Origin of the sequence: Myxococcus sp. AS-1-15, assembly GCF_020037055.1 — a bacterium.
GTDB classification, from domain to species: Bacteria; Myxococcota; Myxococcia; order Myxococcales; family Myxococcaceae; genus Myxococcus; species Myxococcus fulvus.
Map to the genome: position 1 here is coordinate 324,138 of NZ_JAIQDF010000007.1, position 13,587 is coordinate 337,724.

Here is a 13,587-nt window from a genome sequence, read left to right on the forward strand (position 1 = left end):
GCCGCCCAGCCGCCCGGTGCGCCGGGTCCACACCCGGCACGCGCCAGGGCGCCCCGCTCTGCTACGCTCCGCCCCTTCTCGGAGGTCGCATGCGTCGCTGGTCCCTGGCCCTCATCCTCTCCCTCACCTCGCCCGCGCTCGCCCTGGCGCAGGAGACGCCCGAGCCCACCGCCGCGCCCCCCGCCCCCCAGGAGCCCGCCGCCCAGGCCCCCGCCGCCTCGCCTCCCGTGAAGGCCGAGCCGCCCCCCGCCCCCGTCCCCAAGCCGGCCGAGCCCCCCGCCGCCGCGGAGACGCCCGCCGCGGCCCCGGAGAAGCCCGCCGCCGCGGAAAAGCCCGCCGCCGCCGCGCCAGAGAAGCCCGCCGCGGACGCGAAGCCTCCGCCGCCCAGGCGCGCCGAGCCCGTCGCCCCCGCGCCCGCACAGAAGCCCACCACGGCGCCCCCGACGGCCGCCGCGCCTGTGCCGGCCATGCCCACGAACCTCCAGGCGGGGCTCGACACGGCGCCCCCGCCGCCCACCTCCGCGGAGGAGCTCAAGCGGCAGGACATCCAGACGAGCGCGCGCGTGCTCTTCCAGTTCCTGCTCACCGGCGACGTGCGCAGCACCGCCAACGAGCTGTTCTACCCGTTCCAGCTCGAGGACAAGCGCTACGCCACGCCCGAGGAGCTCGTCGCCGCGTGGGTGAAGCAGCTGCGCGTGAAGCGCACGGACCTCATCTCGCTCTACGACGTGGAGGTGCTCACGCTCGAGGCGATGGAGAAGAAGTACGGCAAGGCCCCCGCCCGGCTGGGCCTGGACCTGCGCAACGCCAAGGACATCTGGGTGGCCGTGGGCAACCTCTCCGGCCGCGCCGCGGTGCTCGTCTACCGCCCCTATGGCGAGGAGCACCGCGCCTTCGCCTACACGGACTGAGCCCGTTCGCTCCGGCGTCGCACTCGGGCGACACCGGAGCGCTCGAGGGACTTCAGCGCAGCGCCTGGACCAGTTCGCCCAGCCGCTCCAGCCCCTTGCCGAGCACCTGGCGCGAGGTCGCGAAGCTCATGCGGATGTAGCCCTCGGCGCCGAACGGATCTCCCGGCACCGCGGCGACGCGGAAGTCGTCCAGCAGGATTTCGGAGAGCTGCACCGAGCCCGCCACGGCCTTGCCCTTGTAGGGCCGCCCGTAGAGGCCGCGCACGTCCGCGAGCGCGTAGAAGGCGCCCTCGGGCATCCGGCAGCGCACGCCGTCGAGCGCGTTGAGGCCGCCCACGAAGAAGTCCCGGCGCTCCTGGTACTCCTTCACCATGGCCGTGATGGTGTCCGGCGGGCCCTTGAGCGCCGCCAGCGCCGCCTTCTGGCCGATGGACGAGGTGTTGGACGTGGACTGGTCCTGCACCAGCTGCATCGCGGACAGCACGGGCCGGGGCCCCGCCGCGTAGCCCAGGCGCCAGCCCGTCATGGAGTACGCCTTGCTCATGCCGTTGACGACGACCAGCCGGGGCACCAGGTCCGGGGCCACGTCGCTGAGGCCCAGCCGCTCGCCCGTGTAGAGGAGCTTCTCGTAGATGTCGTCGGTGACGATGAGGCAGTCGTGGCCGCGCACGGCGTCGGCGATGCCCTCCAGCGCGGCGCGCGAGTACACCGCGCCGGTGGGGTTGCCCGGGCTGTTGATGATGATGGCGCGCGTGCGCGGGGTGAGCACCCGGCGGATGGCGTCCGGGTCCGGCGCGAAGCCGTCCTCCTCGCGCGTGTTGACGATGACGGGCGTCGCGCCGGCCAGCCGCACCATGTCCGGGTAGCTGACCCAGTAGGGCGCGAAGATGATGACCTCGTCACCCTCGTCCAGCACCGCCTGGCAGAAGTTGTAGAGCGCCTGCTTGCCGCCGGAGGTGACGAGCACCTGCTCGGGGGTGAAGCGCAGCCCGTTGTCGCGCTCCAGCTTGTTGCAGATGGCCTCACGCAGCTCGGGGATGCCCGCGGTGGCGGTGTATTTGGTGAAGCCCGCGTTGATGGCGTCGACCGCGGCCTGCTTGATGTAGTCGGGCGTGTCGAAGTCGGGCTCGCCCGCCGCCAGGACCACGATGTCCACGCCTTGGGCCGCGAGCGCCTTGGCGCGGAAATTGAGAGCGAGCGTCGGGGAGGGCTTGATGGCCTGGAGCCGGCGGGCAAGTTTCATGGCCCGGATGCGTAGCGCGCCAGGGCCGGCCCGACAAGTGCTGTCGGGCCGCTACGTCTTCCGCGCGAATTTCGCCTGCAGCCCCGCGTGGACATTGGGCGGGACCAGCCCCGTGACGTCCCCTCCGAACGAGGCGACTTCACGCACGAGCTGGGAGGAGATGTAGAAGTAGTCCTCACCTGTCATCATGAAGACCGTCTCGACGGTGGGCGCCAGCTTGCGGTTCATGTTCGCGAGCTGGAACTCGTATTCGAAGTCCGACACCGCGCGCAGCCCGCGGACGATGACGTTCACCCCGCGGCGCTTGACGTAGTCGACCAGCAGACCATGGAAGGCGTCCACCTCCACACGGTCGTCCTTCACGGCGTCGCGGATGAGGTCGCGGCGCTCGTCCTCGGTGAAGAGGGGGGTCTTCTTGGGGTTCACCGCGATGGCGACGATGACTTTGTCGAACATCTTCAGGCTGCGCTGGATGAGGCTCAGGTGCCCGTTGGTGAGCGGATCGAACGAACCTGGGTAGATGGCGACAGGCATGCGACGGGGAGTCTCGGACGGGGCCGAGGGCCGGTCAAGGAATGCTCACGGCGCCCGGTAGAAGCTGACCAGGGTGTCCCCGAAGCGGCGCTGGTCCTCCCGGGTGAGCCCGGCGTGCGACTCGGGGGCCTCCTCGCGCTTGTCGTGCTCGACGACGAGCATCCCGCCGGGCGCGAGCACCTTCGCCGCCGTGACGGCCTCCAGCACCGTCTCCACCACGCGCGCCGCGTAGGGCGGGTCCGCGAAGATGAGCTCGAAGCGGTCGCCCCGGCGTCCCAGCGTGTCGAGCCCTCGCGCCACGGGCTGGGAGAGCAGCTCCACCTGGGCCGAGAAGCCGAGCGCCTGGGTGTTCTGCTTGCACAGCGCCTGGGCCTCGCGGTCCTGGTCGACGAGGACCACGGCGCCCGCGCCGCGGGACAGGGCCTCGAGGCCGAGGGCGCCGGTGCCGGCGTAGAGGTCGAGGACGCGCTGGCCGTCGAGGAACTGGCCGAGCACGTTGAAGAGGGTCTCCCGCACGCGGTCCGCGGTGGGGCGGATGTGTTGCGACGTGGGCTTGGGGCCGGCCAGCGCCCTGCCCTTCGCGGAGCCTGAGACGATTCGCATGGGGGCCTTCTACACCGCGCGGGGGCTACTCGCCCTGGTTCTGCGCGAGGAAGCGCATGACGGAGTGGCCCGTGCCGGCGGCGCCCAGGGCGGCGAGGACCTCGGCGGCTTCGGCGAAGGAGAGGGCCTCGAGCCGCTCGCGGGCCTGGGGGTCGAGGGGTGGCAGGGAGTCCTCGACGACGCTGAGGAGCTCTCCGGCGGCGACGCCCGAGGCGGTGGACCTGGACTCGAGACTCTCGCGGACCTCGGGGGGCCAGGAGGTCAGCGCGAGCCGCTCGAAGGGGCCCACGCAGTCGACCTTCTTCGCGCCCGCGGCGACATAGGTGGGGAGCATGCGGGGGAAGCCCTCGCGGACGTCGCCGACGCAGACGGAGGCGTTGTAGTCCGTGGCCAGGTCGACGATGGAGCGCAGCGTGCCCACGTCGGGTTCGGCGCCGCCGAGGTCACGTTCGGAGACGCGGACGAAGCGGAGGGGGACCTTCCACTGGGACAGGCCCTCGAGGAGCGTGCGGTAGGCGTCGATGAGGCCGCCCGAGGCGGGCGTCGGGGCGCTCAGTTCGAGGGCGAGCTCGCGCTCCGTCACGGGACCGACGAGGGCGTTCACGGCCTCCACGGCGGCGTAGGAGTCCAGGCGGGACAGGTCGAGGGAGACCAGGGTGAAGCCCGCGTCGACGACGCGGAAGAGGCCCTCTCGCAGGGGGGCGAGGGAGTCCTCGTCGGAGCCGGTGACGCGGATGGGACCGGCCTGGAGGAACAGGGGGCGCGCGTGGTCGGCCTCGGCGGCGGCCTCGTGCACGGCCGCGACGAAGCGCTCGGCGGCACCACGATCGGCGGTGGGGTGCGGACAGGCGAGTCCGAGGACCGCGTCCTCGGAGCGCGCGGCGCGGAGCAGGCCCGGCAGCGCGGCCTTCGACTGGACGGGGAGACAGGCCAGCGCCACCGGGAGGCGCTCGAGGGCGCGCAGGGGCTCACGCGGGTTGAGCAGCGGCACGCGCGAGTTCGCGCCCACCCGGGCCACCGTGTTGCCGGGCCGCAATGACAGCACCTTGTCGAGCACGCTCATGGGGCGCGGAGAATCGTCCGCCCGTGGGGCCCGTGGCAAGGTGCAGCGTGGGGGGAGCGTCGGTTGGAGTACGGGGTCGAGTCCCGTACGCCGCGCCCCTGGAAGGACCTGGAGTCGAGAGGGAAACCTCAAGGATTCCAGGCCCTTTGTCTCCGTCCTGTGCTTCAGCCCCTCGCGCGGTGGAGTTGACGGAGGTTCGCTCCGCGGCGGCTCGTTACCGTGCGTCACAGGTATAGTCTTCCCCCGTGGACTGGAACGATCTCCGCTACTTCCTCGCCCTGGCTCGGCTCGGCTCGGTGCGCGCCGCCGGCGCTGCACTCGGCGTGAGCCACAGCACGGTGGTCCGGCGGGTCGACGCGCTCGAGTTCGAGCTGAGGACCCGGCTGTTCGACCGGCATCGCGACGGGTTCGTGCTCACCGATGCCGGCGAGCGAATGATGCCGGCGGCCGTGCGCGTCGAAGACGAGGTCTGCGCGCTGACGCGCGGCGCTGCCGGACATGACGAGAGCCTGTCGGGGACGGTCCATCTCACGTGCTGCGACGAGTACGTCGCAGGGCAGATCCTCGAGGACCTGCGGCCCTGGTGCGAGCAGCACCCGAGCGTGGAGATCGCGGTCACGACTGACAGCCGGCCCTTCAACCTCGCCAAGGGCGAAGCCGACCTCGCCGTGCGGGCACTCCCCAGGGACACCACGCCACCGGAGTACCTGGCCGGGCGGCGGCTTGCCCCCATCGTGTGCGTCAACTTCGTTGGAGCGGCGCATGTGGAGCGGCTTGATCCACGCGGGGGCGCGGCGCGGTGGCTCACCATCGAAGATCGTCGTCAACTCGAGCCCCTCGTCCGCGAGGGCAGCTATCCGGGGCTGCCGATGTGGGGCGCGTTCTCCACCTTGCAACTGCTGGTGCGCGCGGCGAGCGAGGGGCTCGGCCTCGTGATCCTCCCCGCCTATGTCGGAGACGCGGAGCCCGGGCTGGTACGGCTTCCAGAGGCAGACGCCCGGCACGTCGCCGATATCTGGCTCCTGTACCACCCGGACCTGCGCGACAACGCGCGCGTGCAGGCGGTCCGCGGCGTCATCCGCGAGGGGTTCGAGCGTCGCATCGCGCGGTACGCCGGGCGGCGCACGGACGCACCACAGCGTTCCGCCGACGCACCAGCCTGACCGAACGCCTCCGGTGTATCCACCAGCGGACCAGGAGGCCGACATGACGACGCACCCGAACGCTCGATTCTGGGACGGAATCGCCGAGAGGTACGCGAAGAAACCGCTCCCGAACCCCGCCGCGACCGCTCGCAAGCTCGCACTGAGCAGGGACCGGCTCCGCCCGACGGACCGACTGCTCGACGTGGGGTGTGGCACCGGCAGCATCGTCCTCGAGCTCGCGCCCCACGTGGCGGAGGCACATGGGGTCGACATCTCGCGGAACATGATCGCCATCGCCCACCGCAAGGCCGCGGCTGCGGGCACCGCGAACGTCGTCTTCCACGCGCAGCCTGCCGGCACGCTGGACGCGTTCACGGACGCGCAGTTCGACTGCGTATGCGCCTACAACCTCCTGCACCTGCTTGACGATCCAGCGGCGCTCCTGCACGCGATGTATCGCGTGACCGTGCCGGGGGGCACGCTCGTCACCTCCACTGCGTGCCTCGGCGGCCCCCTGGGGCCAATATTCGGGGGCCTCCTCGCGGTGATGCGTTGGCTTGGCAAGGCGCCACGGGTGACGGTGCTCCGCCGAGACGAGCTTCGGGCCGCTGTCGCCGATGCGGGGTTCGTCGATATCGAGACGCCCGACGTCGGCGACAGCGCGCAGAACGTATTCCTGATGGCGCGCAAGCCGCGATGAGCTGGCGGTTCCCGTCCCCTGGCCGAGCAGAACGGACGTCACCGTCCGGCGAGCGACGTGGCGGGAGGCACTGCCGGGCCAGCAGTTGTGGAGGGCCCTGGCCGGAATGTCGAAGCCGGTTGAGAAGCAGGAGGGATTCCAGGTCGCCGAAGCCTTCGATGCGAGCGGCCTGACGCAGAAGGAGTTCTCCGCGCAGCGAGGGTTGAGGCTGAGCACGCCCCTCTACCCCGTCGACTTCTCGACCGGGACAGGGCCTGGACGCGGGGGCGTGACAGGGGGAGGTCGTGTCTCGGTATTCGCCAGCCGCTCGAGAGGGCGGAAGAGCGACATGACGCCATGGCTCAACACGGGCAAGGCCACGGAGGGCTGGAGAACCGCCTCCAGCCCCGCGTGCAGGTGCAGCATCCGGTAGAACTGGCGATGGACGTGTGCGTCCGTCGACGTGCGCTCCATCAGCCGCAGGATGTACCAGTGCAGCAAGCCCAGCCCGAAGGGCCGCTTCCCGACAGCCTGCCGATACAGCAGGTCCATGCCCGTGCCCAACAGCCACGGGAGCCGGATGACTTCAGGCAGCCGCTCGCGGAAGCGCTGCGCCAGGCCCGACAGCTCGCCTCGTCCGGTCTGCTCGCGAAGGCAGGTGTCCAGCAGGTCGGCGCCAAGTCCCGCCACCGACATGCCTTGCCCGTAGAGAGGGTTGAAGGCACACGCGGCGTCTCCCAGGATGACCAGCCCCTCGGGAAAGCGGGGCAGCTTCTCGTAGTGCCGCCACCGGCAGTCCTTCACCTTGTGCTGGGAGATGGGCCCTATCGGCGTGGCCTCTTTCAGAAAGTCGTACAGGTCCGGACGCGTCAGTGAGCGCGCGTACTCGCGGAACCCCGCGTACTCGGTGGGCGCGTGCTCCCCGAAGTAGCCATTGAGGGTGACGATCCACCGGCCTCCCTCGACGTGGGAGATGAAGCCCGCGCGCCAGGCCTTGGGAGGATTTGGATAGAGGAAGAGCGCCTTCCATTCCTTCTGGAAGTGGGGCGGCGGCTCGTGCAGGCACGTCGTGTAGGAAAGGTCCACGACGACCTGCTCTTCCTCCGGGCGCGCGTAGCCGATGGCTTCCAACCACTGAGGCATCCGCGAGCCCCGGCCGCTGGCATCCACGACGAGGTCCGCCGACCACGACTCCTCGCCCTGGGGTGTCTTGACCCGGACGCCCGTGATGCGTCCCGTGCCCTTCTCGTCGTGGATGAGCTTTTCGATGGAACAGCCCTCGCGCACCACGACGTTGGGCCGCGCCTTCACCCGGCGCAGGACGTTCCACTCGAGCAGGGGCCGGGTGCACAGCAACCCGGGGATGCCGCTGGTGCGGCGCAGCTTCCACACCCCGAAGTGGTGCCAGGCGAGGTCCCCGCTCGAGTCGATGAGCTCGGCGCCCTGGACCTGGAGTTGCTCGAACAGGTCCGGGAAGTACTTGTCGAGGATGCGCCGGCCCGCGTCCAGCAGCACGTGGATGTGCGGCCCTTGCGGAACACCCTTGCGCGCTGCGGGCCCCTCCCCCCGGACATCCCGCTCCACCAGCGTCACCGTGTCGAAGTGGTCCGCGAGCACCCGGGCGCTCAGGAGTCCCGCCATGCTGCCGCCAATGACCACGGCGCTTCCGAATCTGCGTCCAGAGGGTTCCAAGTCCCAAGCCTCCACGGTGTCATGTCGTGGCGCCGCTGATCAGAGGGGTCCGCCTTCCCCTGGGCCGCGCGCGCCCGCCGAGGAGATTGCACATCACCGGTCTGACATGCCCTCTCGGGTCCGGGGCTCGAATGCCAGGCCCGCTGCCTGGAGCCTGGGGCAGCGATGGTCGCGTTCCGCATCGAGTGTATCCTGCGCGCTCACGCAGGCTCATGAAGAGGCCCATATGCTCGCTGGACGTCTGGGTTCACGCCGCTGGCTCGTGCTGTCGTCGCTGGGAGTGAGCGCGTTGGGATGTGGAGGTCCGCTGGAGGCCGTGGAAGACACCGTGCTCCGCGACACGGAGGCGTCCCTCGCGGGACTCCAGGGCAACACGGTGTATGGGCGCTGGCTCGGCTCGGGTGGCAGGAATCCCACGCATCCCGGCAATCGCACCTTCATCGTCGACCATGCGGGCCCCTCGGCGACGGTGACCTTCTCGCTCACCTCGTCCGTGGACGCCTACCTCTATCTCCTCGACGCCAGCGGCAACGTGCTCGCCGAGGACGACAACAGCGCGGGCAACCTGGGCGCGCGGATCTCCGCCTCCCTTTCCCCCGGCACGTACAAGCTCGTCGCGGCGACGGCCTCTCCGGGCCAGAGCGCGGACCTCACCCTCACCTCCGACAGGGCGCCGCTGCGCTTCAGCCAGCGACTCCTCCTCAAGCCCGTCTCCGCCTTCCAGTGGATCTACGACGACAGCGGCACGGGCTCGCACAACGACATCTCCATCTGGCGGCCCAACCTCGCCCAGGCTCCGGGCTACTACTCCCTGGGCGATGTCGCGATGCCCAATGGCGGCGGAGGCCCCGCCCCCTCGACAGCGCTCGTGGTGCAAGGCGAGGGAGACCTGCTCGCGCGGCCCGTGGACTACGTCTGGGTCTGGAACGACAAGGGCTCCGGCGGCACCCATGACGGCTCGTTCTGGGAGCCCGTGGCGCCCGCTGGCTACACCTGCCTGGGCGCGGTCGGCGTGCTGGGCTACGGCAAGCCCTCCACGGACCTCATCCGCTGCCTCAAGAGCGAGTACGTGGTGGCCGCCGCTCCGGTCGCCCTGTGGAATGACAGCGGCTCCGGCGCGGACAATGACGTGGGACTCTGGCAGCCGAACGCCAGGGATCACCGGGGACTGCCCGCCTCAACCTTCGTCGCGCGTCCCAGTCACTCGGACACGGGGGGCAGCCGCTACTGGGCCATCAACAAGAGCGCGACGGCGCACCCGGAGCTCCAGGGGCTGCCCGTGAGCGCGGCCACCGCGGCGGCCTTCGCCCCTCGCGTGTGGCTGCACCCGAGCGAGGCCTACTTCCCCTCCTCCACCGAGTTCCACCTCGCCAACGTGCACGTGGAGGGCGGTCATCAGGTGACGAACCAGGCGCTGGGCTGCGACTCCTGCACGGACCCACAGTTCCTGGACGGGCAGCGCCCAAACCAGACGCCGGTGCCTGTCTATGCGGAGGTCATCACCCGCACCGTGAATGGCCAGCCCACGTCCACCACCGACGTGGTGTATTGGATGTTCTATCCCTACAACAATGGCAAGCGTGTCTGCATCGGCTGGTACTCTCCCTGGGGCTGCGTGGGCGGCTACTCCACCTTCGGCAACCACGTGGGGGATTGGGAGCACGCCACGGTGAGATTCGTGGACGGCCGCCCGTCGCAGGTCTACCTGAGCCAGCACGCCAGCGGGCAGACCTTTACGTATGGCGACAAGGGCCTGGGCCTGTTGGGCTGGCGACCGGAGCTCTTCTCCGCGCACGGCTCGCATGGCCTCTACGCGGATGCCGCGCGGCACATCTACCGGAACCTGCCCAACGGCGACTTCCTGGCGGACGACACCGGCCGCGGCATCGCCTGGGACACGTGGAGCGCGCTGGTGCCCTTCGACTGGCGCACGCCGGGCACCTTCGAGGGGAGCCTGTCCTGGCTGAACCGCACCGAGCGCTGGGGCAACCCGAAGTCGGGCTGCGAAGTGTCCGAGCCCATCGCCGGCGAGTGCATCCTCAACGACGGGCCCACCGGGCCCATGTCCAAGAGCGCGTCCCGGCCGGACTTCCTGCCACTCGACTGAGCTGGGGATGCACTGTCTTCGGTAGCGAGGCAAGGCGCGCACTTCCGAACCCGAAGCCCCAATCAGCATGGGTTCACCGAACAATCGCATTGCAATTGTAAAACACGCTCCACAACAAGTCCGCTCCGCCTTCCGGGTGTCCTATCGGGCAACACATGCGCGGTTTACACTCCCGTGCGCCACACCCCTCCTCGGCCCGAATCCCTGACCGGGGCAAGCCTGATTCAGGAGCATTCAATGAACAGATGTCTCAGCATCCTCTGCGCGATCCTCGTCCTCTCCAGCGCGCTGGGGCCAGACGTCGCGACAGCCAGCCCGACGTTTCCGTATCCCTGGCCGGACTACTCGGTGGTGCCAGTCTTGTTCGTGCCCACCGACTGGAGCGTGAGCAGCGCCGAAGTGCAGGCAGAGGCCACCGCCATCAACAACGCGATGGCCGACATCCAGCGCTTCTATGCGACCTACAACAACGGCGCGACCTTCGTGCTCAACCCGGTGCAGGTGGTTCAGGCCAACGGCAACAAGGAGTCGTACGGCATCTCCTGGGGGCCGGGAAACATCTACGACGACGGGGTCATCACCATCACGGGCAACATGGAAGGGGCCGTCATGGCGGAGCTGCACTCCCGCGGCTACCCCACCCCTCCGGCTCAAAATCAGAGCGGCTACGTCACGATGATCTTCTTCAAGGGCGCCGGCGGCTTCGCGGGAGGCCGTGGGTACACCGGCGGCAACGGCGGACAGGCCATCGTCGGCGACTGGGCCATCGACAGCCTCCAGGGCCACGTGTCGGAGGGCGCCTACTGGTGGTCCGGCCAGCGAAAGCAGACCGGCGCCGTCGCTCACGAGCTCGGCCACGGCTTCGGCCTTCCCCACCCCGATAGCGTGGGCTGGGCGATGGAGACCTCCGTGATGGGCTTCTGGTGGGACTACCCCACCATCGGACTGAACGACTACGACCGGAACTCCCTCGCCACGAACAAGAGCGCATTCTTCACCGTTCCGGCGGCGCCCACCGGACAGACGGCAACCGCGCTCAATGGCACCAGCATCCGGGTGAACTGGACCGACAGGTCCAGCAATGAAACCGGATTCCAGCTCACCACCGGTGTCACCACCGTCAGCCTGGGCGCCAACACCACCACGTACACGTGGGCGGGCCTGTCGCCCAACACCTATATGTGCTTCGCCATCCGCTCCTACAGCGCCACGGGCACCTCCCCCTGGACGCCGTGGGCATGCACCACCACGCCCACGGTGCCCGCCATGCCGACGAACCCGACAGCCACCGCCCTCAACAGCTCCAGCATCCGGGTGAACTGGACGGACACCTCCGGCAACGAGACCGGATTCCAGCTCACCAACGGTGTCACCACGCTGAACCTCGGCGCCAACACCACCACGTATACCTGGAGTGGCCTCGCGTCCGGCACGTACATGTGCTTCGCCATCCGCTCCCAGAACGCGGCGGGCGCCTCCGCCTGGACACCGTACGCCTGTACGACGACCCCGTAGCCACGTGAAGCGTCGCCGATAGAGGGACAGCCGCGCAGCGGCATGTCACACTGCGCGGCCTGCCCCATGAAAATCATCCGCAACATCCTCGCGGTCATCGTCGGCTTCGCGGTGGGCTCGGTCGTCAACATGGCGCTCGTGATGCTCGGCCCACGGGTGATTCCCGCCCCCTCCGGTGTCGATACCTCCAACGCCGAGAGTCTCGCCGCCGCGATTCACCTGTTCGAGCCGAAGCACTTCGTGTTCCCGTTCCTGGCCCACGCGCTCGGCACGTTCGCTGGAGCGCTGGTCGCGTTCCTCGTCGCTGGGAGTCATCGCACGGTCTTCGCGTTCGCGGTGGGCGCGCTCTTCCTGGCCGGCGGCATCGCCGCGAGCTTCATGATTCCCGCGCCGAAGTGGTTCATCGTGCTCGACATCGTGGTCGCGTACCTGCCGATGGCGTGGCTCGCCACGCGGGTGAGGCACTGACACCACCGCGACAGGACACTGGAGGCAGCCGCGCTCCTCGCTGAGAGCACCCACGAAGAAGGGACGAGCTTTATCGAGCACAACGCGGACATCGCCACCGCGTAGCGCGGGTGCTCCTCCGCGAGGGTGGTGGCGAACCCCTCGAGCTCCTGGCGCACCGTCATGGGCACCGCGTCCTGCAATTGGGTGCGCCCCACCTTGAGCAGGCCCGTGAGCTCCCTCCCCTTGGCGCGAAAGGCGTGCTCCAGCCGGCTCAACTCCCCGAGCAGGAGCTCCACGGCGAGCAACAACCCCTACCGCAGCCGCGCGCGCGCTCACAAAGGCAACCCAGGCGGGTGTCATCGTGGCACGCCTGTCCAGCCTTCCCCGATCAAGAGCGCGGCTGGGCCCGGCGTGCGATGGCCTCGATGCGCGCCATGTTCTTCTCGCCCCACTCCCCCAGCGGAAGGAGCGCGGTGATGAGCGAGTGGCCCAGCTCCGTCAGCGAGTACTCCACCTTCGGGGGCACCTGGTGGAACACCTCGCGATGCACCAGCCCGCTGGCTTCCATCTCCTTGAGCTGAGCAATCAAGACCCGCTCGCTGAGCCCCGGCACCGAGCGCTTGAGCTCACCGAAGCGCATCGCTCCGGTCTGCAACGCCCACAGGATGAGGGCCTTCCATTTTCCGCCCATCACGTCGATGGCCGCATCCAAGCACAGGAACAAGACTTCACAGGACGACCACCGCATCGCGGTGAGCGTCATCGGGCTCGGCTCGATGGGGGCCGCGCTGGCTGGGGCCTTCCTCGACGCCGGGCACCCGACCACGGTGTGGAACCGCACCACTGCGAAGGCCGCCCCCCTGGTGGCGAGGGGCGCCACGCACGTCCGCGACATCGAAGCCGCGGTCGCCGCGAGCCCGCTCGTCATCGCCTGCCTGACGACCTACGACGCCACGCTCCAGGTGCTGGCCCCCACCGCGTCCGCCCTGGCGGGCCGTACCCTCGTCACGCTGAACTCCGGAACACCCGCCAGCGCTCGCGGACTGGCCGAGTGGGCCACGCGCCATGACCTCCGCTTCCTGGACGGCGCGGTGAAGAACGTCCCGGACGCGGTGGGCAAACCGGACACCCTCCTCCTCTACAGCGGCGACAAGGCGGTCTTCGACGAGCACCAGGTCGTGCTGAAGGTGCTCGGCAGAGACACCGTCCACCTCAGCACCGAACCCGACCTCGCCAAGCTGTACGAGATGGCCGTGGGTGGCACCCTCCTCCCCGCGCTCCTGGGCTTCTTCCAGGGAGCAGCCCTCGTCACGAGTCGAGGCAAGAGCGCGAGCACGCTGGTGCCCTACACCGTCAAATGGCTGCAGATGATCTGCGCTGTGCTGCCCTCGCTGGCGGAGGAGATCGACACGGGTGACTACAGCAAGCCCGCTTCATCGCTGGGGCTGTTCCACGAGGGCATCCCCTACGACCACGAGATAGGAGCCGAGGGGAACCTCGACGTCTCGTGGCTCGAGCCCATGCACGACCTGCTTCGCGAGGCCGTCGCGAGGGGCCACGGGGAACACAGCATCTCCGCCCTCGTCGAGCTGCTCAGGAAGCCAGCGACGGCGGCCTGAGGCTCCCACGTCCCAACGGCCCTGGA

The 13,587-nt window shown here is 69.6% G+C and carries 13 protein-coding genes and 1 pseudogene; 7 read left to right on the forward strand and 7 right to left on the reverse strand.

The window, feature by feature from the left end:
• Window positions 1-89: 89 nt before the first annotated feature.
• Window positions 90-911, forward strand: coding sequence for a hypothetical protein (locus tag K8625_RS21020; protein ID WP_223783707.1), 822 nt, complete (start codon window positions 90-92; stop codon window positions 909-911).
• A gap of 52 nt (window positions 912-963) precedes the next feature.
• Here K8625_RS21020 and K8625_RS21025 read toward each other — a convergent pair whose 3' ends face one another.
• Genes K8625_RS21025 through K8625_RS21040 form a run of 4 tightly spaced genes read right to left on the reverse strand, consistent with a single transcriptional unit; the run spans window position 964 to window position 4,354 of the window.
• Entirely contained in the window at window positions 964-2,154 is a 1,191-nt protein-coding gene (locus K8625_RS21025; protein ID WP_223783708.1) for a pyridoxal phosphate-dependent aminotransferase, read from the reverse strand.
• Between the two features lie 51 nt (window positions 2,155-2,205).
• On the reverse strand, window positions 2,206-2,688 hold the full coding sequence (coaD, locus tag K8625_RS21030; protein ID WP_046714191.1) for a pantetheine-phosphate adenylyltransferase: 483 nt from the start codon (window positions 2,686-2,688) through the stop codon (window positions 2,206-2,208).
• Window positions 2,689-2,733: 45 nt separating this feature from the next.
• Window positions 2,734-3,291 (reverse strand): 16S rRNA (guanine(966)-N(2))-methyltransferase RsmD, encoded by a 558-nt coding sequence (rsmD, locus tag K8625_RS21035; RefSeq protein WP_223783709.1) that lies wholly within the window; start codon window positions 3,289-3,291, stop codon window positions 2,734-2,736.
• Window positions 3,292-3,316: 25 nt separating this feature from the next.
• The gene (locus K8625_RS21040; protein ID WP_223783710.1) at window positions 3,317-4,354 is read right to left on the reverse strand and encodes a hypothetical protein; all 1,038 of its coding nucleotides are present in this window, start codon (window positions 4,352-4,354) and stop codon (window positions 3,317-3,319) included.
• Between the two features lie 245 nt (window positions 4,355-4,599).
• On the opposite strand from K8625_RS21040, the gene K8625_RS21045 reads away from it, so the two are divergent.
• Window positions 4,600-5,517 (forward strand): LysR family transcriptional regulator, encoded by a 918-nt coding sequence (locus tag K8625_RS21045; RefSeq protein WP_223783711.1) that lies wholly within the window; start codon window positions 4,600-4,602, stop codon window positions 5,515-5,517.
• 43 nt (window positions 5,518-5,560) lie between these two features.
• Window positions 5,561-6,199: a class I SAM-dependent methyltransferase gene (locus K8625_RS21050; RefSeq protein ID WP_223783712.1), complete on the forward strand. Its 639-nt coding sequence runs from the start codon at window positions 5,561-5,563 to the stop codon at window positions 6,197-6,199.
• A gap of 222 nt (window positions 6,200-6,421) precedes the next feature.
• Here K8625_RS21050 and K8625_RS21055 read toward each other — a convergent pair whose 3' ends face one another.
• The gene (locus K8625_RS21055; protein ID WP_223783713.1) at window positions 6,422-7,885 is read right to left on the reverse strand and encodes an FAD-dependent oxidoreductase; all 1,464 of its coding nucleotides are present in this window, start codon (window positions 7,883-7,885) and stop codon (window positions 6,422-6,424) included.
• Between the two features lie 211 nt (window positions 7,886-8,096).
• Here K8625_RS21055 and K8625_RS21060 point away from each other — a divergent pair, with 211 nt between their 5' ends.
• The 3 genes from K8625_RS21060 (at window position 8,097) to K8625_RS21070 (ending at window position 11,960) form a co-directional block, all read left to right on the forward strand.
• Window positions 8,097-9,977, forward strand: coding sequence for a Vps62-related protein (locus K8625_RS21060; protein ID WP_223783714.1), 1,881 nt, complete (start codon window positions 8,097-8,099; stop codon window positions 9,975-9,977).
• 237 nt (window positions 9,978-10,214) lie between these two features.
• Window positions 10,215-11,492, forward strand: a complete 1,278-nt coding sequence (locus tag K8625_RS21065; protein ID WP_223747325.1) for a fibronectin type III domain-containing protein — start codon at window positions 10,215-10,217, stop codon at window positions 11,490-11,492.
• Window positions 11,493-11,558: 66 nt separating this feature from the next.
• Entirely contained in the window at window positions 11,559-11,960 is a 402-nt protein-coding gene (locus K8625_RS21070) for a hypothetical protein (RefSeq protein ID WP_223747482.1), read from the forward strand.
• Between the two features lie 56 nt (window positions 11,961-12,016).
• Here the strand turns inward: K8625_RS21070 and K8625_RS21075 are convergent.
• Window positions 12,017-12,238, reverse strand: a pseudogene (locus K8625_RS21075) (lyase family protein); the annotation flags it as partial.
• A gap of 92 nt (window positions 12,239-12,330) precedes the next feature.
• Entirely contained in the window at window positions 12,331-12,705 is a 375-nt protein-coding gene (locus K8625_RS21080; protein WP_305070904.1) for a helix-turn-helix domain-containing protein, read from the reverse strand.
• On the opposite strand from K8625_RS21080, the gene K8625_RS21085 reads away from it, so the two are divergent.
• A complete protein-coding gene (locus K8625_RS21085) occupies window positions 12,695-13,561 on the forward strand; it encodes an NAD(P)-binding domain-containing protein (protein ID WP_223783715.1) in 867 nt (288 codons plus the stop codon). The genes K8625_RS21080 and K8625_RS21085 overlap by 11 nt on opposite strands.
• The last annotated feature ends 26 nt before the right edge of the window (window positions 13,562-13,587 follow it).